General features: G+C 60.7%; 22 protein-coding genes. 4 read left to right on the top strand and 18 right to left on the bottom strand.

Features of this window, described 5'->3' with window-relative positions; translation table 11 throughout:
* Nucleotides 1–273 precede the first annotated feature (273 nt).
* Together JBE38_RS23645 and JBE38_RS23640 are read right to left on the bottom strand one after the other, a co-directional pair.
* Nucleotides 274–1290 (bottom strand): ABC transporter substrate-binding protein, encoded by a 1017-nt coding sequence (locus tag JBE38_RS23645; protein WP_205345248.1) that lies wholly within the window; start codon nt 1288–1290, stop codon nt 274–276.
* Between the two features lie 128 nt (nt 1291–1418).
* On the bottom strand, nt 1419–1868 hold the full coding sequence (locus JBE38_RS23640) for a hypothetical protein (RefSeq protein ID WP_198761970.1): 450 nt from the start codon (nt 1866–1868) through the stop codon (nt 1419–1421).
* 409 nt (nt 1869–2277) lie between these two features.
* Between JBE38_RS23640 and JBE38_RS23635 the strand changes: the two genes are divergently transcribed.
* Nucleotides 2278–2553: a hypothetical protein gene (locus JBE38_RS23635; RefSeq protein WP_060757164.1), complete on the top strand. Its 276-nt coding sequence runs from the start codon at nt 2278–2280 to the stop codon at nt 2551–2553.
* A gap of 136 nt (nt 2554–2689) precedes the next feature.
* A complete protein-coding gene (locus JBE38_RS23630; protein ID WP_060757165.1) occupies nt 2690–2926 on the top strand; it encodes a DUF2789 domain-containing protein in 237 nt (78 codons plus the stop codon).
* Nucleotides 2927–2934: 8 nt separating this feature from the next.
* Here the strand turns inward: JBE38_RS23630 and JBE38_RS23625 are convergent, their stop codons facing one another.
* The 13 genes from JBE38_RS23625 to JBE38_RS23565 all read right to left on the bottom strand — a co-directional run bounded on the left by JBE38_RS23625 (nt 2935) and on the right by JBE38_RS23565 (nt 17712).
* The gene (locus JBE38_RS23625) at nt 2935–3138 is read right to left on the bottom strand and encodes a hypothetical protein (RefSeq protein ID WP_060757166.1); all 204 of its coding nucleotides are present in this window, start codon (nt 3136–3138) and stop codon (nt 2935–2937) included.
* Nucleotides 3139–3250: 112 nt separating this feature from the next.
* Entirely contained in the window at nt 3251–4486 is a 1236-nt protein-coding gene (locus JBE38_RS23620; RefSeq protein ID WP_446731253.1) for a methyl-accepting chemotaxis protein, read from the bottom strand.
* Nucleotides 4487–5030: 544 nt separating this feature from the next.
* Entirely contained in the window at nt 5031–5435 is a 405-nt protein-coding gene (locus JBE38_RS23615; RefSeq protein WP_060757168.1) for a TraR/DksA family transcriptional regulator, read from the bottom strand.
* Nucleotides 5436–5769: 334 nt separating this feature from the next.
* On the bottom strand, nt 5770–6792 hold the full coding sequence (locus JBE38_RS23610; protein WP_060757169.1) for an ABC transporter permease: 1023 nt from the start codon (nt 6790–6792) through the stop codon (nt 5770–5772).
* Nucleotides 6793–6817: 25 nt separating this feature from the next.
* Nucleotides 6818–8371 (bottom strand): sugar ABC transporter ATP-binding protein, encoded by a 1554-nt coding sequence (locus JBE38_RS23605; protein WP_205345246.1) that lies wholly within the window; start codon nt 8369–8371, stop codon nt 6818–6820.
* Between the two features lie 65 nt (nt 8372–8436).
* On the bottom strand, nt 8437–9372 hold the full coding sequence (locus tag JBE38_RS23600) for a sugar ABC transporter substrate-binding protein (RefSeq protein WP_090371577.1): 936 nt from the start codon (nt 9370–9372) through the stop codon (nt 8437–8439).
* A 50-nt stretch (nt 9373–9422) separates the two neighbouring features.
* The gene (locus tag JBE38_RS23595; RefSeq protein WP_162843538.1) at nt 9423–9599 is read right to left on the bottom strand and encodes a hypothetical protein; all 177 of its coding nucleotides are present in this window, start codon (nt 9597–9599) and stop codon (nt 9423–9425) included.
* A gap of 127 nt (nt 9600–9726) precedes the next feature.
* Nucleotides 9727–10755, bottom strand: coding sequence for a Gfo/Idh/MocA family protein (locus JBE38_RS23590; protein ID WP_205345245.1), 1029 nt, complete (start codon nt 10753–10755; stop codon nt 9727–9729).
* Between the two features lie 202 nt (nt 10756–10957).
* Entirely contained in the window at nt 10958–11968 is a 1011-nt protein-coding gene (locus JBE38_RS23585; RefSeq protein ID WP_090371581.1) for a Gfo/Idh/MocA family protein, read from the bottom strand.
* A 19-nt stretch (nt 11969–11987) separates the two neighbouring features.
* Nucleotides 11988–13919 carry a 3D-(3,5/4)-trihydroxycyclohexane-1,2-dione acylhydrolase (decyclizing) gene (iolD, locus tag JBE38_RS23580; protein WP_205345244.1) on the bottom strand — a complete coding sequence of 644 codons (1932 nt, stop codon included), beginning with the start codon at nt 13917–13919 and terminating at the stop codon, nt 11988–11990.
* 10 nt (nt 13920–13929) lie between these two features.
* Nucleotides 13930–14718, bottom strand: coding sequence for a 5-deoxy-glucuronate isomerase (gene iolB / locus JBE38_RS23575; RefSeq protein WP_205345243.1), 789 nt, complete (start codon nt 14716–14718; stop codon nt 13930–13932).
* A gap of 3 nt (nt 14719–14721) precedes the next feature.
* On the bottom strand, nt 14722–15609 hold the full coding sequence (gene iolE / locus JBE38_RS23570) for a myo-inosose-2 dehydratase (protein WP_205345242.1): 888 nt from the start codon (nt 15607–15609) through the stop codon (nt 14722–14724).
* A 165-nt stretch (nt 15610–15774) separates the two neighbouring features.
* Nucleotides 15775–17712 (bottom strand): bifunctional 5-dehydro-2-deoxygluconokinase/5-dehydro-2-deoxyphosphogluconate aldolase, encoded by a 1938-nt coding sequence (locus JBE38_RS23565; protein WP_205345241.1) that lies wholly within the window; start codon nt 17710–17712, stop codon nt 15775–15777.
* 284 nt (nt 17713–17996) lie between these two features.
* On the opposite strand from JBE38_RS23565, the gene JBE38_RS23560 reads away from it, so the two are divergent.
* The gene (locus JBE38_RS23560) at nt 17997–18905 is read left to right on the top strand and encodes a MurR/RpiR family transcriptional regulator (protein WP_060757178.1); all 909 of its coding nucleotides are present in this window, start codon (nt 17997–17999) and stop codon (nt 18903–18905) included.
* A gap of 15 nt (nt 18906–18920) precedes the next feature.
* On the opposite strand, the gene pdxR is transcribed toward JBE38_RS23560, so the two are convergent.
* Nucleotides 18921–20342 carry a MocR-like pyridoxine biosynthesis transcription factor PdxR gene (gene pdxR, locus JBE38_RS23555; protein ID WP_205345240.1) on the bottom strand — a complete coding sequence of 474 codons (1422 nt, stop codon included), beginning with the start codon at nt 20340–20342 and terminating at the stop codon, nt 18921–18923.
* Nucleotides 20343–20436: 94 nt separating this feature from the next.
* On the opposite strand from pdxR, the gene JBE38_RS23550 reads away from it, so the two are divergent.
* Nucleotides 20437–21648, top strand: a complete 1212-nt coding sequence (locus JBE38_RS23550) for a multidrug effflux MFS transporter (RefSeq protein ID WP_205345239.1) — start codon at nt 20437–20439, stop codon at nt 21646–21648.
* A gap of 69 nt (nt 21649–21717) precedes the next feature.
* Here JBE38_RS23550 and JBE38_RS23545 read toward each other — a convergent pair whose 3' ends face one another.
* Nucleotides 21718–22578: a hypothetical protein gene (locus tag JBE38_RS23545; RefSeq protein ID WP_205345238.1), complete on the bottom strand. Its 861-nt coding sequence runs from the start codon at nt 22576–22578 to the stop codon at nt 21718–21720.
* Nucleotides 22579–22830: 252 nt separating this feature from the next.
* Nucleotides 22831–23736, bottom strand: coding sequence for a hypothetical protein (locus JBE38_RS23540; protein WP_060757181.1), 906 nt, complete (start codon nt 23734–23736; stop codon nt 22831–22833).
* Nucleotides 23737–23921: the final 185 nt, after the last annotated feature.

Raw genomic sequence — 23921 nt, 5'->3', positions numbered from 1 at the left:
CCCTTGGGGAGGCTTGGACGGGGAATGACTCGCGTCCAAGCTTCAAATGTGTAAACGATGTCCCCGGTTTCAGATGTAAACGATGTCTACGGTTCTACACCCGCGCTGGGTGGCGCAGCCGCCCCAACAAGGACGCCGTGGTGTTTCTGAAAGACCGAGGCGCCCGGGTTTGGGGCGGCTGCGCCACCCAGCGCGGGGCAAGCCCGCTCACTACAGAGTTTGGTGCACAAGCTCCCCCACATCTGGATCGCCATTCGGCTGCAGCGCATGTCGTTATTTCAGGCTTGCCTCGACTTTGCTCGCCACATCATCCGTCACCCACGCCTTCCACACTTCGGGATGCGCCTTGAGAAACGCCTGGGCCACTTCCCGGGGTGGCGTGTGGTTTTCGCTCATGGTCGCCAAGGCTTTGTTCAGCGGGTCGATGGGGAACTGCACCTTGGTAAAAAACTCCGCGATCTGCGGATGTTCTTTCTGGAACGGCGTCGACACGCCAATGCTCAACTTGGACGCCAGCGAACGCGTTGGACGTGGGTTGGGGTTGTCCGCGTCGGTCAGGGTCTTCCAGGCCTCGGCATCAAACGCCGGTTCCTCCAGCTGGATCAGCTTGTAACGCCCCATCAGGGGCGTTGGCGACCAGTAGTAGAACAGCACCGGCTTGCCGCGACGAATCGACGAGGCGATCTCGGCGTCCAGTGCCGCCCCCGAACCGCTGCGGAAATTCACATAACTATCGGCCAGGCCATACGCCTTGAGCTTTTGTGCGTTGACCACCTCCGAGGTCCAGCCGATCGGGCTGTTGAGAAAGCGCCCTTTGCCGGGTGACTCAGGGTCCTTGAACACCTCTTTGTAGCGCGCCAGGTCCTGCACGGTCTTGAGGTCCGGCGCCAGGGGCTTGAGACCTTTGGCGGGATCGCCCTTGATCACGTATTCCGGCACCCACCAACCTTCCGTGGCGCCCCTGACCGTATCGCCCAGGCCCAGCACCTTGCCTTCAGCCTCAGCCTTGATCCATACGGGACTGCGGCCGGCCCACTCTTCGCCGATCACCTGGATATCGTTTTTCGCCAGGGCGGTTTCCAGGGTGATGGTGGTACCGGGCAAGGTGTCGGTGGGCAGGTCGTAGCCCTTCTCGACGATAAAACGCAGCACCTCAGTGATCAGGCTGCCGCTTTCCCAATTCAGGTCGGCAAAATGCACCGGTGCCTGGGCGGCGGATACCGGCACCGAGGCCAGCGACAGACTCAAGGTCGTCAGGGACGCTGCCAACAGCGATTTCAATCCTTTCATGCCTTCACCTCGCATTTTCGCAGCCATAGCGGGCGGCTTTGCTGCCAATGCGCGAAGCCTCTGAATAGTTAAGTCAACTCAACTGTAGTAGAGGTTCCAAAAGAGCAAGATACACAGCGTGTTCAGGGTTACTCACTGGCCTTGAAGGTCACCAGTTCACCCTTGCGCCACTTGGCGGCCTTGCCGGTCACGGCCTTGAGGGTTTTGGTCAGGCCTTCCTGCAGTTGCTCATTGGCGGCAAACACCAGCATCACGCTGTGGCCTTCCTTGAACAGAATGCCCTGGCCTTCGGGCGAGGAGACAAACGCATAATCGCCCAAGCCGTACACCGTCAACTTGATATCGCGAAACTTGAGTTCGAACTTGCCACCTTCACGGCTGGGCAATACGGCTGCGCGAAAATGGTCGCCGACCTTGAGTTCCAGGCGTGGTTTATCGTCCACGACCATTGCCGCTTCGGTATCGATCTCGGCGATATAAATACCTTCCGGCGTCTGTTCAGTGACATAAACAAAACGGGATTGAAACTGCTTGACCAACTTTGCGCGCAAATCACCCAGCACGAATAACGCGTGCATATCCAGATTACTGACTGCCAAGGAAACGCCCCCACATCAAAAAGGCGCTGTCCGCTGAAGCGGGCAGCACAAAAAAACGGCCGTTACGGCGCGATCACACATTCGTCAAAAAACTGAAGAGACCCCGCTGGGGCGCCATAAGACTCGTACAGATGGGCGCGACAGACCTTGTGCAAGGGCCATCCGGTACCACAGCAGATCACAGGTTCAACAACCCGAGAATACGGGTCGACCAACTTCAGAGAATAACCTTATTAAAAACGCAGTTTCTGACACCTGACACAAAAGAAAAGACTCGAGCATGGAACCAGGCGTGGACTGCCGGCGACAATACTAAAACAGCAACACCGAACAAAACCACCCGAAACGCTGCTGATGGGTCAACATGATCGAGCGACAGGAGCTGACGATGAACCGACCTCAACACGACGCTACGTCTTCGCGCATTCGTTCAACATGTCATGATGGGCGCCAATACTACTGCCTGCACAACCCCGATGGGTACTTGAATTCGGTCCTTTATCAGGTGGTTCCGGCCGGAAAGAACTTTTTTCATATTCTTGAAGTCACCAGCGGCAGAGTCAAAGGCTTTCGCAGCGACCATATCCAGGCCTGTGAGTTGGCCAAACAGCTTGAGGCCGGGCTGCAAGCCTTTCAGGCCGGGATTGTTGCGACGCAGGGATGACCGACCGGCACGGCGTACACAGCCCTCAGGGCTGCCTTGGATTCGCGCACGCTCCATTGAGGATAATCCGATAGAACTCTGCCGGGGCCAAAGCCTCACATGCACAACGACCCTCATCCTGCATGGAGAACCCACAATGGACGCGCCTATCCCCACTCTTGAAACCCTGTTCGAACAACTGGGCCTGGACTCGACGCCGCAAGCCATCGACGCATTCATCGCCGCCCATCCGCTGCCTGACGACGTGAAATTGATCGACGCCCCGTTCTGGACGCCGCAACAAGCGCAATTTCTCAAGGAAGAACTGCGCGAGGACGCCGATTGGGCGATCCCGGTGGATGAACTGAACCAGCGCCTGCATCAACCGCAATAATGCACGCCTCAGTGCAGGCTGTCTGACTTTTCCAGGTTCATCAACGCTTGCCAGGCAGCCCTGCACTCCTCTGCTTCATCGCGGCTGGCGAACGCCGTGCCGCGTTGCTCGCCATTGAGCAATACCACCCAGCAAGCCTTCTGGCCCAGCTCACGCAGGGTGGCAGGCACGCCGCTGCCGATCATCACCGCCACATCGACTTTGTTTTGCATGGAGCTTCTCCGTCGCATTAGTTAGCTGGCTAACAATGTTCAGCATGCTACGGTTTTCTGCCAGTAGGAAAAAGCTATCCCCGGAATAGCTGCGTTGCATAAACCGCAACAATCACTGGCGATGGGGCTTCTCGGCTTCGGGTTTGTAGCCCAGGCGCAAGCCGCCCCAATGCCGGCCCATGACCATGATCGGCACCGACAAATCGTGCATCAGTTCGCCGGTGTCACGCGTGTAGGTTTGCAACAACACGGCTTGTTGATGGCTGCCACAACGAATCCCCGTACGGTCATCAAACTTGCGCTTGGTGCGATTCTGCACCGCGTCGACCTGGGCATCGCCGGTCAGGGCGTGGGAAAACGCCTTGTTGTGGGTCGGCACGTAACCTTGAGGCGTACAGGCGATGGCAAACACCAGTCCTTCATGGCGCGGTAGCAGGGCTTCCTGGATCGCCGGCAGCACCTGATCGGTGTAACCGTCAAAACGCGTGTGGTACTTGCTCGGGCTGGTATTCGGGATCGGGGTATAGCTGCGGTCGAACAAGTCCTCCAGGCTGATGCGATTCTGCTGGATATCGGCCTCGAACTGTTCGGCAATGCGCGCGGCACCTTCTCGGGCCAGGTCATAGATACGCTGGTGATAGTCGTCCAGCCCGACTTGCGCCAGGCGCTCGCTGATCGTTTCAGCCTGGCCTTCCATTTGCACGGCAACCTCGGCCAACTGGCGGGTTTGCTGATCGCTTTCCGACAAATCGCTGCGCATCTGTTCCACGGCATGGAACAGGCTGTCGAGTTGCGCCTGGTTGGTATCGGTGCCTTGGGCAATTTCATTGACCTGCCCTTCCACACCCGCGGCCAGGCTGGCGATGCTTTCCAACTGATCGCCGGCCTGCTCCACCCGCTCGACGCCGATGTGCAGGTCCGCCGACAACTGACGAATCTGCTCCACCACCTGGGCGGTGCGCTGCTGGATATCGGCAACCATCACGCCGACTTCATCGGTGGCGGAGGCCGTACGCCCGGCCAGGCCGCGCACTTCATCGGCCACCACGGCAAATCCACGCCCATGCTCACCGGCACGCGCGGCTTCAATCGCCGCATTCAAGGCCAACAGGTTGGTCTGGCTGGCGATGGATTGGATCACCAGGGTCACGCGCTGGATCTCTTCACTGCGCTGGCTCAACGCCTCGATCAGCTCGCGGCTGGCATTGGCGCGCTGGCTGAGTTGGCGCATGCGGGTGATCGACTCAGCCAGCACTTCACGACCTTCGGTGCTGCGTTGGTGGGCCTGGCTGGCCGCCTCCAGGGCCTGACGGCTGAGTTGTGCGGTCACCTTCTCGGTGCCGATCATCACTTCGGCACTGCTGACGATCTGCCTGGCGGCCCCCAACTGCGACTGCACCCGCGCCGCCAGTTGCTTGACCGAATAGGCCACGCCCGCAGCGGAAAGCGCGTTATGACTGGTGGTATAGGACAGATCGCGGGTCAGCTCGCCTATCGCATCGTCGGCCTGGGCCGGTGCCACTCGTGGTGTACGAGATTTGAGGGAAGGCAGCCAGATGACCAGCAAGGCCAGCGGTAGGCAGAGGTATATCGGCAAACCGGCGAACGCCAGGCCCAGCAGTACCAGCACCAGGGCAGTGCTCTGCAAAAATGGCGTCAGCCAGCCGGGGAGCGCGCGCGTCACCGTGTGCGGCGGCACTGATGCGCCCATCAGAGATCCGTCTCCAGCCATCGTCGTTACCCCGCTGCTTGTCGTTATTGTTTCTGCATTAAACGCCACTATCGAGCCATTATCCATGGGCCTTTAGTGGGAGAACCTGCAGTAGATCAATAACCAGGGTGTAACGGATATTTCTCGGGGGAGCCGACGGGACGGCCCCCCGCTCACCGCATCAGGCTTGACGCTGGTGCTTGTCGATCTGCTCGTGGCGCTCTTGCGCTTCGATGCAGTACTTGGTGGTCGGGCTGATCAGCAGGCGCTTGAGGCCGATAGGCTCGCCGCTGTCATCACACCAACCGAAGGAATCTTCCTTGATACGCTCAAGGGCGCGCTCAAGTTGCGGCAGCATGCGCTGGTCGCGGTCGATGGCGTTTACCAGCCAGGTGCGCTCTTCTTCAACGGAAGCGGCGTCAGCCGGGTCGGCCGGGGTGTCCAGGCTTTCAATGGCGATGCGGTTCTGTTCAATGCGCGCGTGGTGTTCCACTTTCATGTCTTGCAGCATCTGCTCGAAAAAAGCGTGCTGTTCGGCATTCATGTAGTCATCTGCCGGCATGGCCAGCAACTTTTCCTTTGTCATTGATTTCTCTATAAAAAATACGTGCATTAAGGCGAATAAGGGAGCGTTCCGGTCGACCTCTGCAGGTCTCGGAAGGGCGCCATCCATTCCAAGCGCCACCCGGCACTCAATTTACGAGGGGCGGCAGTCTAAGGCCGACTTGAGAGCGCAGCAACTGAAAAGACAGGCAATTTTTCCGAGATAACCCCCAGAAGCATCAGGACGGGCTCGGAGAATGGTCATCGGAGTGCGTTTATAGCAGGAAAGTTCGTGAAACAGCTATAAGCCGCAAGCTGCAAGCGACAAGCTGTAAAGCTCGGCTTGCCGCTTGTGGCTCATGACTTGCGGCTGCGCGTCAGCGCTTGAGCTTGCGCTTGTTGCGGTATTGATCGATGACGACCGCCACCACGATGATCAGGCCCTTGATGATGTCCTGGATATACGCATCCACGCCCACAAAGGTAAAGCCGCTGGCCATTACGCCGAGGATCAGTGCGCCGATCACCGTACCGGTAATGCGCCCTACCCCGCCCGTCAGGCTGGTGCCGCCGATCACAGCGGCGGCAATCGCATCCAGCTCGTAGGACATACCCATGCCGGCCTGGCCGGAGGCGGCGCGTGCCGAGGCCACCACACCGGCCAGCCCGGCAAGCAGACCGGCAATGCTGTAGACAATGATCAGATGACGCTTGACGTTGATACCCGAGGTACGCGCCGCCTGCATGTTGCCGCCGATGGCATAGGTGTACTTGCCATATTTGGTATAGCGCAGGGCAATATGGAAGATCACCGCGACCACCAGGAAGATGATCACCGGCATGGCGCCATGGCCGATTGCGGTGTACGAATCCGACAGCATGCTCACCGGCTGGCCTTCCGTGTAGTAACGCGCCAGGCCACGGGCCGAAACCATCATGCCCAGGGTGGCAATGAACGGCGGGATACCGGTGACGGCGATGATACTGCCGTTGATCGCCCCCGCCAGCAGCCCCACGCCCAGCCCCATCGCCACCGGAATCCAGACCGGCAGATCCGTCAGGCTGGGAAACACTGCTCGGGAAAAATCGGACGTCTGCGCCAGGCTGGCGGCGATCATCGCCGACAGTGCCAACACCGAGCCCGAGGACAAATCAATACCGGTGGTGATGATCACCTGGGTCACGCCAATCGCCAGCAGACCGATGATCGACACCTGCAGGATCATCAGCACCAGGCGCTGGGAGTTCATCAGGAAACTCTGGTCGCGCACGATCCAGCCAAACAGTTCGAACACCAACCCGATGCCGATCAGCACCAGCAAAATGCTCAGCTCGGTGGGCAGGCGTCGACGGTTCTTGGCCGGGGCCGTGGCCGGTTTGTTTTCTGTTATCGCATTCATAGCCAATCACCTTCTTATGCTTGCGTCAGTGGACTGCCGTCATACCGGAAGCCAGCTGCATGACTTTTTCCTGGGTCGCATCCGCACGGTCCAGGGTGCCCATCAGTTCGCCTTCGTGCATCACCATCACCCGGTCGCTCATGCCCAGCACTTCGGGCAGTTCCGAGGAAATCATGATCACCGCCATGCCTTCGCTGGCGAGGAAGGCAATCAAGCGATAGATCTCGGCCTTGGCGCCTACGTCGATGCCGCGAGTGGGCTCATCGAGAATCAGCAGCCTTGGGTGGGTCATCAGCCAGCGCGCCAACAGGGCCTTCTGCTGGTTGCCGCCGGACAAGGTGTCGATGCACTGCTCAAGGGAGGGGGTTTTCACCCGCAGCTTCTTGCACATGTCTTCGCACAGCGCGCGCAGGGCCTTTTGCTGGATAAAGCCATTACCCGAATAATGCGGCAGCACCGCCATTTCCATGTTTTCCAGCACCGACAGGCACGGAAACAGACCGCTGAGCTTGCGGTCTTCGGTCAGCAGCGCGAAGCCTTTTTCAATAGCCATGTGCGGGTCCGTGATGCGGACCGCCTTGCCATCAAGGGTGATCTGCCCGCCGTCGCTTGGGGTAATACCGAAAAGGGTCTCTGCGACGTTGGTGCGCCCCGAGCCCATCAGCCCGGCAATACCGAGGATTTCACCGGCGTGCAGGTCGAACGAGACATTCTTGAATACGCCGTCCAGCCTCAGGTCGCGTACCGAGAGCAACAACTCGCCGATCGGTGTCTCGCGCACCGGGAACAACTGGCTCAATTCACGGCCGACCATCATCGAGATCAGGCTGTCGCTGTTCATGCTGTCGGCACGTTGCAAACCGATGTACTGGCCGTCACGGAACACCGCCACTTCATCGGCGATGGCAAACACTTCGTTCATTTTGTGCGTGATATAGACAATGCCTTTGCCCTGGGACTTGAGGTCGGCAATGATCGAAAACAGGTGCGCGACTTCCTTGTCGGTAATCGCCGAGGTTGGTTCGTCCATGATCAGGATGTCAGAGTCGTAGGACACCGCCTTGGCGATCTCGACCATCTGCCGTTCGGCGATGCTCAGGTTGCCCACCTGTTCCTCGGGGTCCAGGTTGATCCGCAAGCGCTCCAGCAACTGCGCCGTGCAGCGATGCATTTCGCGGTGGTTGACCATGTGCAGGCTGTTGAGCTGCTCGCGCCCGATCCAGATATTCTCGGCGATGCTCATGTGCGGCATCAGGTTGAGCTCCTGGTGGATCATCGCGATCCCGGCCTTCTGCGCCGCCAGGGGCGTTTCGAACTTGACCGGCTTGCCCCGCAGGCGAATCTGGCCGGCGTCCGGCTGATAGATCCCGGCGATGATTTTCATCAGCGTCGACTTACCCGCACCGTTCTCCCCCATCAGCGCCAGCACCGTACCTGGGCGCACCCGCAGTTGCACATCGGCCAGGGCCACGACACCGGGAAAGCCTTTGCTGACGTTGACGATCTCCAACAGGTAGGGTTCTTGCGGTTCGACAGGCTGGATACCCGGAGGCTGCGAAGCGGTCGCTTGAGCGAGCATAGAAAAGTACTCCATCTGCAGGACGGCCGAGACCGCCCTACCGGCTTATTGTTGTTATACCAGGGCTACTTGAAGTCCTTGACGTTGTCGGCGGTGATCGGCTTGAACGGGATGACAATGTTCTGTTCGATCGTTTCGCCTTTGGCCATCTTGCGTGCTGCTTCTACCGCGCCGTCCCCTTGGCCTTTGGCGTCCTGGAACACCGACATGGCCAGGTCACCCTTGGCCACCGCGTTCAAACCGTCCTGCGTACCATCGACACCCGCGATCAATACGCTGCCCGGCTTGGTCCCCACCGATTTCAAGGCCATGGCGGCGCCAATCGCCATTTCATCGTTGTTGGAAATCACCGCGTTGAACGCACGGCCCTGGGTCAGCCAGTCGCTGACCAGCGTCATGCCCCTGTCGCGCAGCCAGGCGCCGGTCTGTTCCTGCTCGATCTTGATACCCGGATACTTGGCCAGGACTTCCTTGACGCCCTTGGTGCGGTTGGTGGTGGAGTTGTTCGCCAGGTCGCCGAGCAGGATCACGATCGTGCCCTTGCCGCCCAATTTGTCGGCGATGTACTGCATCTGCATGCGGCCGGCCTCTTCATCATTCGACGTCACGGCCGCGACCCCTTTGGGCAGATCTTTCTGATCCGGCCGGCGGTTGACGTAGACCAACGGGATGCCGGCTTCGGTTGCCTCCTTGCTGATTCTTGCCGTGGAGGCGGTGTCGACCGGGTTGACGATAATGGCGTCGACTTTCTGGCTGATGAAGTTCTCGACCTGGCTCAGTTGCTTGACCACGTCGGCGCGGGCGTCTTCGAATTGCAGTTGCACACCATCGCCCTTGGGATAGGAACTGGCCTGCTTGAGCATGTACTCGCGCACAGTGGTCAGGTAGGCGTCATCGAACTGCGACATGGTTACGCCGATCTTGAGATCGGCGGCCGCGGCAAAGCCGCTGGTCAGCAGCATGGACAGGGCCAGCGCGGTAAAACGGATCGGGGTCTTCATGAACGGTCTGTCTCCACATTTTTTTGTTGGTTTTCTGGACGTTGCGTTGATCAGAGCTCGGCGGGCAGTCGGACCACCGGTGCGCCGGGAATGCAGCACACCAGCGCGCCCTGGTTTTCGACGCACAGCACATTCAGGAAAGAGAAGTAAAACGGACGGGGGCGGGGCAGACCGCGTGACGCAAAGGCGGGGCGTAAAACTCGCAGTACAGCGTTGAAGATTTTCATCTGACGGTACCTGGTTGTTTTTGATCTTGTTTTTGTTGAGTCGTGCGAATCGGGTTCGAACGTACTTTTTGCAACCTGGAAAAGACTTTATTGGAAAATAATTTCTATATCAATATATTTTGGAATTTTATTCCATTTTTATTGAAACCACCTGCTGGCGCTCGGCGCTCAGGCGTGCGGCGTCCAATATACGGGTGGTTTCCAGCGCGTCACAGGCCTCCACCGGCAGCGGGCCCTGGCCTTGCACGGCGCGCTGCAACTGACGATAGAACTCGGTCCAGCAGCCTTTCTCCGACGGCACGCGCTCGCGTTCCGGCCCCTGCTCGAACCAACCCCAGCGTCGGTGCTCTTCAGCGCCCCAATGCTCACCTTCGGTTTTCGGTGACTTGCCGGCCATCAAGGCTTCTTCCTGGCCGTCCAGCCCGTCCACGGTGTAACACCCTCCGGTACCACTCACCCGAAAGCGCGGCGCCTGGCTGTTTTGCAGCGCACTGCCCCATAAATGGGAAATCACGCCATTGGCGTGGGTCAGGCTGACAAAAAACCCGTGGTCGAGGCTGGGGTAGTCGCGGCTGAACTGCAGCTGTGCAAACACCCGGTCCACCGGGCCGAACAGTTGCAGCGCCTGGTCCACCAAGTGGCTGCCCAGATCCCGCAGCCAGCCACCGCCACTGGCATTGCCCACCGCTTGCGGGCTGTAGCGTTCGACCCGGGATTCAAACCGGGTGATCTCGCCCAGGGCACCGGCATCGATGAGCTTGCGCAGGGTCAGGTAGTCCGAATCCCACCGCCGGTTCTGATAGACGCTTAACAGCGAGCCCTGGCGTTCGGCGGCGGTAATCAGCGCCTGGGCCTGCTCGGCATTGGCGGCGAAGGGTTTGTCGCTGACCACCGCGACACCGTGTTCGATGGCCTCCAGTACCAGCGCCGGGCGGCCCTTGAGCGTGGTCGAAATGACCAGCGCGTCGACACCCGCTTCGACGATCTGACCAATGTTGTCAAACGCCTTCACCCCGGGATGGTCGCCGTTCAATTGCTGCCGACGTTCCGCTGAGCGTGTCACCACCCCGACAAAGGTGGCCCCTGGCAGTGTGGCAATCAGCGGCGCATGAAAGAATCGCCCGCCGTGGCCGTAGCCGACTAGTCCAATTCGCATGCTTCAACTCCTTCTTGAACGGCCAACCCCATCCAAATGTGGGAGCGGGCTTGCCCTAATGCCGGTCAGTTAAGCGATTTAGAGCGAACCTGTGGGAGGGGGCTTGCTCCCGATGGACTGCGTAGCAGGCCCATTTTTGAGGCCGCTGCGCGGCCTATCGGGAGCAAGTCGAATCGTCGCACCGCCCCTCCCACATTTGCGCTCAGCCGTAGAAGTGCGGGCGCTCAGGGAGACTGACTTTCACAATCTGCTCACTGCCCTGCGCCTCGATACAGGCGTCCGCCGCCACCGCCGCCGCAAACCCATCCCACGCGGAAGGCCCGCCCACCTGGCCGGCGCGCACGCCATCGATGAAGGCTTGCAGCTCCACGTCGTAGGCCGCGATAAACCGGTCTTTCCAATCCATCAGAATCGCATTCGAGAGTTTCGCCTCACTGCGCAATTGCACCTGGGACGGCTCCGGCAGTTTGGCGATGCCGGTCTCCCCCACCACTTCGCACTGGATGTCATAGCCGTATTGGCAGTTCACGAACACTTCCACATCGATGCGCGTGCCCTTGGCGGTTTCCAGCAGCACGATCTGCGGGTCGCGCAGGTGGGCCAACGCCTTGCTCGACTTGCGTGGGAACACCACTTGCACCGAGACGTAATCGTCGTTGAGCAACCAGCGCAGTACATCCAGCTCGTGGATCAACGTGTCGGTGATCGCCATGTCGGTCTTGTAGTTCTCGCCGACCTTCGGGTTGCGGTGCGCGCAGTGCAACATCAAGGGCTCGCCGATCCGGCCGCTGTCGATCACGGCCTTGAGGGCGCGATAGCCTTCGTCATACGGGCGCATGAAACCGACCTGCACCAGGCGCTTGCCGTATGCCACTTCGGCGTCGACGATCCTGCGGCAGCCCGCGGCCGTCACTGCCAGGGGTTTCTCGCAGAACACCGGCTTGCCGGCGGCGATGGCCGCCAGCACGAACTCTTCGTGGCTCGGCCCCCAGGACGTCACCAGCACCGCCTCGACCTGCGGTGAGGCGATCAGCGCATGGCCGTCCGGGTATACCTCGGCGTCCAGCTTCAAGTCCGCCACCACCTGGGCGGCTTGCGCAAGGTTGATGTCGGTGACTGCCACCACCTGGCTGTTGAGCAGGGTCTGGCTGCAACGACGGATATGGTCCCGGCCGATGGCACCCGTACCGATCACTCCAAGCTTCAACGACATAGATTCATTCCTCTTGTTATTAGTACTGCCGGGCCTTGGCCAGCTGTTCATTGAGTTTTTTCGCCGCCGCATTCGTGCGCTCACTGGTGGAGACCTGCGCCACGCCCACCCGCCACCACGACAGGTAGCCATGCACCATGGTCTTGGGCAGTACCTTGATGTCGATCAGCGTCGAGACGGTCTGCGTACGCGCATCGGCCAAGGCCGCCTCCAGTTGCTCCAGCGTGCTGACCTTGTAAGTCTTGCAGCCATATGCCGCCGCACTCATGGCGAAGTCCACCGGCACCAACCCACCATCGAGCTTGCCGCTGTCGGGGTTGCGAAAGCGAAATTCCGTGCCGAAGCTGTCCATGCCATTGCCGAGCTGCAGGTTGTTGATGCAACCGAAGGCCATGTTGTCGAACAGCACCACGTTGATTTTGCGCCGCTCCTGAATCGAGGTGGCGAGCTCCGAATGCAGCATCAGGTAGGAGCCATCGCCCACCAGTGCATAGACCTCCCGGCTTGGCTCGGCCAGCTTCGCGCCCAGGGCGGCGTTGACCTCGTAGCCCATGCACGAATAGCCGTACTCGACGTGGTAAGTGTTGACGCCCTTGCTGCGCCAGGCGCGCTGCAAGTCGCCGGGCAGGCTGCCGGCGGCGGCGACGATGATCGCGTCGTCGGCCAGGGTCTGGTTCAACACGCCGAGCACGCGGCTCTGGGTCAGGCAGGAGCCGGTCAGCTCGATAAATTCACGCAGCACCGCACGGTCCAGGCGGTCATCGACCTCAGGCACGAAGTCGTCGCCCTGATATTCCACCTGGTGCACACGGTCGACCTCGGCGTCGAACAGTGCCTTGGCCTCGTGGATCTGCTCGCCCCAACCGGCGCGATAATCCCCCAGCGCATCGGCCAGCGCGTCAAGGGCGACTTGTGCATCCGCCAGCACTTGCACGCCATCGAGTTTCAACGCGTCACAGGGGCTGATATTGAGGTTGAGGAACGTCACCTCGGCATGTTTGAACAGCGACTTTGACGAGGTGGTGAAGTCGGTGTAACGGGTGCCGACGCCAATGATCAGGTCCGCTTGCGGCGCCAGCAGGTTGGCCGCCAGGCAACCGGTTTCCCCCAGGCCACCGACGTTCAGCGGATGGCTGGAGATCACGGCGCTCTTGCCGGCCTGGGTTTCGGCGAAGGGAATATCAAAACGTTCGGCAAAGGCTTGCAGCGCAGCATTCGCACCGGAGTAACGCACCCCGCCACCGCAGATGATCAGCGGCTTGCGCTTGCTCCGGAACGCCGCCACGGCATCCTCGATCATCGCCGTGGTGGCCGGGCGACGCTCGAGGCGATGCACGCGCTTTTGCAGGAAATAATCGGGATAGTCCCAGGCTTCGCCCTGCACATCCTGGGGCAGTGCCAGGGTGACCGCGCCGGTTTCGGCCGGGTCGGTGAGCACGCGCATGGCGTGAATGGCCGCCGTCATCAATTGCTCGGGGCGGTTGATACGGTCCCAGTACTTGCTCACGGAACGGAAGGCGTCGTTGGTGCTGATGCTCAAGTCATGGAACTGCTCGATCTGTTGCAACACCGGGTCGGGCTGGCGACTGGCATACACATCGCCGGGCAACAGCAACAACGGGATGCGGTTGGCGGTGGCCGTCGCGGCGGCGGTCAGCATATTCGCCGCACCCGGGCCCACGGACGCCGTACACGCGTAGATCTTGCAGCGCAGGTGCTGCTTGGCAAAACCGATGGCAGCGTGGGCCATGCCTTGCTCGTTGCGCCCCTGATGCACCACCAGGTCGCCGCTGTCCTGCTCCAGGGCCTGGCCCAGGCCGAGCACATTGCCGTGGCCGAAAATCGTGAACACCCCGGCGACAAACTTGCTCTGCACGCCATCGACTTCGATGTATTGGTTATCCAGGAACTTCACCAGGGCCTGGGCCATGGTCAGTCGGGTTGTGGTCATGAAGCGCCCCTTAAAGGTCCAGCAGCCAGCTGTGCTGCGGGTCGTTATGGAAATGCCAGGCACGCTTGGGGCCGGCCATCACGTTCAGGTAATAGGACTCATAGCCATACGGTACGCTGACCGGGTGATAGCCCTTGGGCACCACCACCAGGTCACTGTTTTCCACGGCCATGGCCTGGTCGATACTGCGGTCATCGGTGTAGACGCGCTGGAACACGAAGCCCTGGGGCGGGTTGATCTGGTGGTAGTAGGTTTCTTCGAGAAAGCTCTGGCGCGGCAGGTCGTCGGTGTCATGCTTGTGCGGCGGGTAGCTCGACGAATGCCCGGACGGCGTGCGCACTTCCACCACCAGCAGCGAATGCGCCGGCTCGCTGTCGGGCAGGATGTCACAGACATAGCGGGTGTTGGCGCCCTTGCCGCGCACGCTGCGCTTGCACTGTTCGGGGCGGATCAGGCGCGGTTCGAAACCCGGTGCACCGGGCGCGGCGCAAACGGCGATTTGCACATCGCTCAACGCCGTCACCTGGGCCTCGGTGCCGGGCGGCAGGTAAGCGGCGAACGGAGACTTCTCCTCGAACACCGACTGGCGATCACCGAGGTTCTGCCAGTTGAAGCCCTCGCCCTGGATATCGACCCGGCCACTGAGCAGCACCAGGCACAGCTCGTTATCCCCGGCGCTGACCGGCAGGGTTTCGCCCAGGCTCAGGCGGTAAGCGGAAAAACCCACGTACTCCAGGCGACCGGCTTCCAGGGCCACCATGGTTTGTCCGCATTTGCTGCTTTTGACCAGCAAGCTCATCACTCAAACCCTCTCGTCGAGAAGTGCACGCAAGGTGTCATAACCCTTTTTGGCGTAGATATAGCTGGGCGCCACGGCCGGGTCCTGCTCGGCCTCCACCACCAGCCAGCCCTGGTAGTTCGCGGCCAGCAGCACATCGAGCAATTCGGCAAAATCGATATCGCCGTCACCCGGCACCGTGAAGGTGCCGTTGACGATGCAATCGGGAAAGCTCCACATCTGGTTGCGCGCCAGTTGCACCACCGCTTTGCGCACGTCCTTGAAATGCACGTGGCAGATGCGGTCGATGTGTTTGCGCAGCACCTCGATGGGTTCGCCACCGCCCATGTAGCAATGGCCGGAGTCGAACAGCAGGCCGACTTCAGGGCCTGTGCGGCGCATCAGCTGGTCGATGTCTTCGGGAGACTCGACGTAGGCGCCCATATGGTGGTGGTAGGCCAACCGCACCCCCTGAGACAGGGTGAAACGCGCCAATTTAGTGAGTTTGTCGGCGTATGCCTGCCAGGCTTGCTCGCTGTGCAGCCGCGGGCGCTCGATCAGGCGCACACGCGAACCCTGGATGGAGTCGGCGACTTCGCCATACACCAGCACCTTGGCGCCGTTCTGTTTGAGCAGCTCGACATGGCCGGCGATGGCTTCGATTTCTTCGGCCACCGAACGCCGCGCCAGACGGCTGGAGTACCAGCCGGAGACCAGCGCCAGGTCATAGGGGCGCAACACATCGCCGACGCCCTTGGCGTCCTTGGGAAATTTGCCGTTGAGTTCAAATCCTTCGTAGCCGATGTCCTTGCCTTCGCTGAGGGCGGTGCTCAAGGGAGTCTCACCGCCCAGGGCCGGCAGGTCGTCGTTGCTCCAGGAGATCGGGTTGATGCCAATTCGGATTGCGGGCATGGCTGCACCTTTTTTATTTTTCAGGTATCGCTGAGATCTGCTTTTATGTGGGAGGGGGCTTGCTCCCGATGGCGGTGAATCAGGCAAAACTTCTATAGCTGAACCACCGCCATCGGGAGCAAGCCCCCTCCCACATTTGATTGCATTGCATATTTGGAATTGTGATCAGGTTCGGGAACTGCGCCAGGCGTTGATCAGCTGCTCGAACGTCGCCTGCACACGCTGGATCAGGGTCTCGTCATCGATCTCCCCCGCCATCCACGCCTGGCTCGGCTCCTGGAAGATCGTACGGCCCACGGCGAAACCACGGCAGGTGGTGCTGTGGCTGGCCTGCTGGAAGCCATCGGCCAGGCATTGCGCCGACGCGTTCAGGCCCAGCAGCACCACGCCACGGCAGTAAGGGTCGCGCTCTTGAATCAGTTCATCGAGCTTTTTCCAGTCCTCGGCCGACTGCGCCTCGATCTTCCACCACGCCGGGTAGATGCCCAGGTTGTACAGGCGCTTGAGGCTGCGATACAGCACCTCCGGGTAAGGGGATGGATGATCCTTGGGCGGGATGACCTCCAGCAGCAGTTCATGGCCGCTGACCAGCGAGGCCTCGTACAGCGCCTTGAGTTGCGCTTCCTGTTCCAGGCGCAGCAGCGGCTCGTCGTCCGGATGAAATTGCACCAGGCACTTGATGATTTGCTCCTGAGGCCAGGCGATCAAGTTGCTGCCGACCGAACGCCCATGCTCGAACGCCAGGGGTCGCGAGTTCTGTACTTCCACTGGGCGCGCGATCCACCAGCCGCGACCGCTGGCGGCGTTGAGCGCATCCTGGCCAAAACGCTGGTCGGCCAGCAGGCCCACATCGGCCTCGACGCCCTGCTCGCCAAGTTTTTTCTCCACCCGTTCGATGGCCTGGATAAACAGTTGCTTGATATCGCTGATGCGCGCCGGATCCTGCCCGCCCTTTTGCGCCAGGTCGACCAATTGCCAGCGATGGTCGAACGCAAACACGAACAACGGCTTCCAGACCTTGCGCGGCACCGTGACGCGATGCAGGCGTTGCAGGGTGACGTCCTGATCCGGCCGCGTGATGGGCACCGGACTGTTGAACAGGTAATCCAGTTCGGCAGGCGTGGGCATCGCCGGAGCACAGGCATGGCGCGACACCACCAGGCCGCCGCAGGCATTGGCCAACTGGCTGCAACGCTCATCGCCCGCATCGTTCAGCCAACCGCTGAGGAAGCCCGACATAAACGCATCGCCGGCGCCCAGCACATTGAGCACTTCCACGCGCACACCGGGGTAGATCGCACCGTCTTCCAGTCGCGCCGGGATGGCGCCGTGGATCACCGTGCAGCCCTGCGGGCCGAGCTTGACCACCAGGGTGGCCGGGGTCAGTTCGCGCACGTTGCGCAGGGCGCTCAGCAAGTCCTCACTGCCACCGGCGATCAGGAACTCTTCTTCGGTGCCCACGATCAGGTCAAAACGCGGCAGGATTTTCTGCACGTGCTGGCTGACATTCTGGTCGGCGACAAAACGGGTTTCACCGTCCGCCTTGCCGGCCAGGCCCCACAGCACCGGGCGGTAGTCAATGTCCAACACGCGCTTGACGTTGTGCCTGGCGGCATAGTCCAGCGCCTGGATGCTGGCCTTGTACACGCCATCGGTGGAGAAATGCGTACCGGTGATCAGCAGGGCTTTGCTGGAGGCAATAAAGGCTTCGCTGATGTCTTCGGCGCGCAGGGCCATGTCTGCGCAGTTTTCGCGGTAGAACACCAGGGGGAAGGTTTCCCGGTCCTTGAGGCCAAGCAGCACCAGGGCGGTGAGGCGTTCAGGATCGACTTTGATGCCGCTGACATCGCAGCCCTCACGGGCCAGGGATTCCACCAGGAAACGCCCCATATGGTCGTCCCCTACCCGGCTCAGCATCGCCGACTTGAGCCCCAGGCGTGCGGTGCCGAAAGCGATATTGGCGGAGGACCCGCCGAGGTACTTGGCGAAGCTGGACACGTCCTCAAGCCGCGCGCCCACTTGCTGTGCGTAGAGGTCGACGCCCAGGCGCCCGAGGCAAATCAGATCCAATTGACGCCCACTGGCAAAACGAGTCTGGCCCATGCTGGCTCCTGTTATTTTTATCAGCCTGCGTTGTACTGCCGTGGCGACAGCAAACGCTCTTGGTGGGAGCAGACTAGAACGTCCGGGGAGCGCAATCAATATTTATTCCATATTTATTTTTTGTGGAATATTTTTTCCAGTACACTGACATAATGGCTCGCCATTCGCCGTGCATCGTTTCAGCACGCCGCGCGGGCCGTGATGCCGGGGTATTTTTTTGCGCCTACCCTGTAGACTTGCGCCACCCACCCGCGCAACAGACGAAAACGCCAGAAGGATTGCCCATGTCCCGCACCGATCCCGAGACTACCCTGGAAGCCACGCTCGCCAGCCCTCCGATCAATGCCGAGCGCCTGTTGCAACTGATCACCGACGAATACGAAAGCCTGCCGCGTCAGCTCAAGCGCATTGCCAGCTACATGAGCCAGCAGCGCGACCGGATCATGGTCGACCGCATCAGCGATATCGCCCGCGAATGCGAAGTGCACCCCTCCGCCATCGTGCGCTTTTCGCAACGATTCGGCTTCAGTGGGTTCAGTGAGATGCAGGCGCTGTTTCGCGAGGCGTATACCCACAAGACCACACCGGTACAGAACTACCAGCAGCGCATCCGCAGCATGATCGCCAACAAGTCGCAGAAAGCCAGCGGCGGCGACCTGGCACGTGAATGCGTCAACGCCACGCTGTCCGGCATCGAGCGCCTGGGGCTGGAACTCGATGACGCGGCGTTCGAGAAAGCCGTGGACCTGGTGGTCAATGCCGACAATATCTATGTGGTCGGCGTGCGCCGTTCCTTCGCCGTCGCCGATTACCTGGTCTACAACCTGCAGCACACCAACAAGCGCATTCACCTGATCTCAGGCTTGGGCGGCAGCTACCGCGAGCAGATGCGCAGCGTACGGGCCAACGACCTGGTGATCGCCATCAGCTTCACGCCCTACGGCAAAGAGACCCAGCACTGCCTGCGCATCGCCCAGCACCAGCAGGCCAAGACCCTGATCATCACTGACAGCAACCTCTCGCCCCTGGCCAAGCGGGCGAACACGGTGCTGTTGGTGAACGAAGGTTCCTCGTTCGCCTTCCGCTCGTTGAGCGCCACCTTGTGCCTGTGCCAGGCGCTGTTCATTGCAGTGGCGTATCGCCTGGAATTGAAGGTGGACGAGATTCATGAACAGGTCGGGTTCGAAGACTGAGCGACAGACACCGACTCACGTTGCGATCAGCAACTTTGTCAGCACCCGCCCGTGAAAACGGATCTGCGCCAGGGTCAGCGCGGTGTAGCCGATGATCACCGCCGGCGGCAGGCTGGCCTCTACGCAGAACTTGCCCAAGGGCTGCAGCGCCAACCCGACGGCAGTGGCCCGCTCACAAAAGTCCTGTTCTTCCACACCCGGCGGCAACCACAAGACAAAGTGCAACCCGGCCTGCTGGCCACTCACTGAGCAGCCGTCCGGCAAGCACGCGAGCAATGCGTCGCGCCGTGCCTGATAAGCCTGGCGCGAAGCGCGCAGGTGACGCACAAAGGCACCGCTGCCAAGCAACTCCACCAACCCCAGCTGATCCGTGGCGCCCACCGAATGCCCGGTCAGTTGCAGGGTGCGCAATAGCGCTGGGCGCAACGCCTTGGGCACCACCATGAACCCCACGCGCAAACCGGGAAACAGGTTCTTGTTGAAGCTGCCGCAGTAGAGCACCCGGTCGCCGCAATCCAGGGATTTGAGCGCCGCCAGGGGCGCGCTGTTGTAGTTGTACTCGCTGTCGTAGTCGTCTTCGATCACCCAGGCGTCGGCGCGGGCGGCCCAGTCCAGCAACGCCAGGCGCCGCGAGACCGAGAGGGTCATGCCCAGCGGCGCCTGGTGCGCCGGGGTCACGTAGGCCAGGCGTGCGGTGGAAGGCAGTTGCGCGCAATCCAGGCCCTCGGCCGTCACCGGCACGGCCTTGACCTGTGCACCCGCCAAGCCGAACAGGCGACGTGCGGGTGTGTAACCGGGGTCTTCAACGCAGGCCGTGTCACCGGGCTTGAGTAGCGTGCGGGCGATCAGGTCGAGGGCGTGGCGAATGCCGGTGGTGACGATCACTTCATCGGCCTCGCATTGCAGGCCGCGATAGCTGCGCAGGTAATCGGCGATCTGCTCACGCAAGGCCGGCAGCCCGGCCAGGTGGGCGGCTTCCAGCACACCAGGGCCCACGCGGAGCAAGCCACGGGAGAGGCAACGCGCCCAGGTTTTCAAGTCGAACAGGCCGGCATCCGGGCGCCGTGCCACGAAAGGCACGTGGCTCTGCACCACCGCATCAGGCTGATCAGGCAACGCCGCACGGCGTGCGCTTGCGCTGGGCGCCGCAGCCGCAATGAACTGTTCGGGGATCACCGCACATACCCGCGTGCCCGAGCCGGCCACCCGCTGCACGTAGCCTTCACCCTGCAAGCGCTCATAGGCCGCCTCAAGCGTGCCACGCGATACCAACCAGCGCTCAGCCAGACTGCGGGTAGACGGCAAGCGACTGCCCGCCGGCAGTTGCCGGTTCAGGATGGCGGTACGCAACGCATCGTAAGCGCCCTGCTGCTTGCCTGCGTCCAAGGCGGCGGGACGCGGCAGGTCCAAGGCGGATGCGGCTTTTCCTCGACTCATAAGTGGTCCATTCACTCCATACATAAGTGGCCCAAAGGATTAAACCACAAAGCCAGTAGAGTTCGAGGCTCCACGAACGGTATCGAGGCTTTCCATGACACAACGCGCCCTCTCCACGGGATTCTGGCTGGTGCTGCTGACTCTCCTGATCGCCTTGCCGCGCATCACCCTGGACCTGCACCTGCCAGCCCTGCCCGCCATGGCCGACTATTTCCAGGCCCGCGACGCCCAATTGCAATTGACCCTCACGCTGTACACCCTGGGTTCGGCGATTTCCCTGCTGGTCAGCGGCCCGCTGACCGACCGCTTCGGTCGTCGACCGGTGCTGCTGAGCGGCCTGTTCCTGTATGTGGCGGCCACCGCCGCCTGCGCCGGGTCCGACAACCTCGGCGTGCTGATCATCGCCCGCTTGTTCCAGGCCCTGGGCGGATGCTGCACCACGGTGATCGGCCGGGTGATCGTGCGCGACTACTTCGACCGCCAGGAGCAGGCACGTCTGCTGGGCTTGATCTCCATGGCCATGGCCGTGTCGCCGATGGCCGCCCCCGTGCTGGGCAGCCTGCTGCTGCCGTTGATCAACTGGCGCGGGCTGTTCGTGCTGCTCGGGTTGATCGGGGCCGCGCTGTCTCTGGTGGTGTATCAGCGCTTGCCGGAAACCCGCCCCGCAGAGGTGGCTGCCGCGCCGCCGCGCAATCTGTTGCGGCTCTACGGCCAACTGCTGCGTGACCGCTATTTCCTGCGCTATTCGCTCGCCATCGGCTGCGTCTACAGCACCTACTTTCCTTTCATCAGTGAGTCGTCAGCTTTGCTGCAACGCGGCTTTCACTTGTCTGCCACGGCTTACGCGCTGGTGTTTGCCGCCACGATCAGCGGCTACATGCTCGGCGCGAACCTGTTTCGACGGCTGGTACAACGTTTCGAACCCGACCGGTTGATCAGCGCCGCAATCGGCTTGAATATCGTCGGCAGTGCGACACTTGCCACCGCGACTTCTGTTTTGCCGGGAGAATGGTTGGCGATTGTGCTGCCGATGGTGGTGATCATGGTGTCGGTGGGCATGGCGATTCCAGCTTGCCAGCTGTCGGTGTTGCAGCCTTACGGCGCAGTGGCCGGGACGGCTTCGGGGCTGTTCTTCTTTATCCAGATGTTCCTGACGGCCGTGGGCAGCTGGCTCACCGGGTTGCTGTCGGATGGCACTTCAACCCCGCTGGTGATCATGACGTCAGCGGCGAGTGTGTTGCTGCTCAGCGGTTGGCTCGCCCTACAGCAAAAAACCGCGCCTGTTGGCAAGGCGCGGTTTGAGTGAGGCAGCAATCACTATAGGTCACACCCAACGCCGCCCAGCAGTACCCATAGAGTTTGATGATCAAGACCGCTACACCGTGTCGAGGATATCGAAACTCACTTTTATCCGGATGGACGGTTCCTGGTTTTTTTGCACCAGGCAGTCGATGTCGCCCGCTGCGCGCCCCGTCGCCGGCATGGACGTAAATCTGATTTTACCGCTGACTGCGTGAGCAAAACCTAATGAAGGGACACTGCCAAGTGTCACCTTCACCGGGCTGCTGGGGCTGAGGTCAAACTCTGTACCGGTAGTGCCGACAGGGACAACAATCAAGATCCAGGTGCGGGTGTGAGCAATATCGTCTTCCACCTGCTGACCTATTACTTGCCAGTAGTCAACAGTGCTCTGGACTTTTTGAATATTGACCACCGTCGCGTTGAAGTTAGGGTCCGGGAGAGGTCCGCCCACAATGGTCCCAATCATATGGCCGGTGTCCATCACTTTGCGCGATACCGATTTGGATACTTCGGTGATAAAGCCGCTCAAATCCAAGGCACCCCGGCTCACCTGCACACTTTTATTGCCGTTGCTGCCGACAAAGTTGAACGTGCCGAACAGCCTGTTTTTTGAGTCCAGCGAAACGCTGATACTGCCCGCAGTAGCGGTATAGGGAGTCGCCCAGGATCCCTCAGAGGCCCAAAAAACCCCGGTCGCTTCGTTCACTAAGTCGTAAGTGTGCATTACGCCATCGGCGGGCACCCCCGGGATGCAAAAGTCGAAGCCTTGCACTTCGTTGATGTCAGGCCCTAGCTGCTCGGAAGAAGAGAAATACAGATCGTTGCCGATGAAATACAGCATCATGCGATCAGCATCACCGGTGAACGGATAGTTCGAAGGCGTTACTTGCGGATTGTTAATTGCAGCAGTCATGGTTCCGGATGTCTGGCTCATGGCAATGCCTCATTGAGTGATCAGTGCCCAAATGGCAACTGTCACCGTAGTAACTTCGAGACACTGCGTATACTGTCAAATCTGACAGGTATAAAAGCCCATTTCTTATAGCCAAAAAAAACCGCGCCGGGATATCCCGGCGCGGTTTTATTTCTGCGATCAGTGCATGAAGATCGCGATCAGAATGATGACCGGGATAGGCACGCCGAGAAACCACAAGAGTAATGAGCGCATGAGAGTGTTCTCCTTGAATTAACGAACGTAGGTTTCGGTTTCGACATACACCACGGCATCCCGACGGCGACCGCCGAACGTGGCGGCGAAGCTGGCGAAGAAGGCACCGATCAACAGCGTGATGAAGGTCCACAGCGACGTGTAGGCAGCGACTTTGGCAGCGGTGTCGGCGGCTTGCTTGGCTTTGAGCTTGGCGTCTTCGATGGCTTTGCGGGCATCGCCGTAGACCTTGTCGATACGCGCTTCGGCGTCAGCCTGGCTGAGGTTGGTGCGCTGGCTGATCAACTGGGCCAGGTAGGTCCGGTCTTCAGGAGCGAGTTGGCCGTCGTTGCTCAGGGTGCGGGTGAAGATACGTGCAACCACGCCATGGGCGGCATCATCGCTGACGGCGGCTGGGCGGTCATCGCGGAACAGGCTGTCGACGTAATAATCGAAGTCGCCACTGTTGGCGCCTTTGGCGGCACCGCCGGCTGCTTGAGTCAGGCCGCTGGCGGCACCCGAGGCAACCGCCGCACCGGCTTTGACACCGCCGCTGACGACGCTGCTGACCGAGCCGACCACCAGCACTGCGGTGATCAGCGTCGCGACGGCCCAGGCCAGGAAACCATGGGCGGTGTCGCGAAAGTACACCTCATCCGTGTGCATATTGGCCCACTTCACCCGCAACCGACCGGCGATGTAACCACCGAGCCCGGACGCGACGATCTGGGTGAAGGCCAGCCAGACGATGGTAGAAATGCCAAGCCCCTTGGCACTGATCCCGCTGTCGGCCCACGGCGAAACCGCCGAGAACCCCAGGCCGAAGCCCAGCAGTACCAGAATCAGGGAAAGTGCTGCGGCAGCTGCGGCCCCGGCAAAGATAGCCCCCCAGGAAACCCCGGAGAGCGTGCTTGATTCTTGCAGCGTGGATGAGGATGTGATCATTGTTGTTTAGCTCCAGGCATGAAAAATAGTGTTACAAGTCCCAAAAAGGACAGTGCAGGCACCATGCCAGTCGCCGAAAAAAATAAATCCTATATATTTCAACCAGTTAAATAACTTGAACTTCTCAAAATCATGCAACTTGCAAGAATGAGCCGTGAGAGGTGGGCGTTATGCACTTCCACCCA

The sequence above is a fragment of the Pseudomonas sp. ICBG1301 genome (assembly GCF_016918385.1).
Lineage (GTDB): Bacteria > Pseudomonadota > Gammaproteobacteria > Pseudomonadales > Pseudomonadaceae > Aquipseudomonas > Aquipseudomonas palleroniana.
The sequence above is the reverse complement of the archived record's forward strand: the minus strand, read 5'-3'. Positions and strand labels throughout refer to the sequence as shown.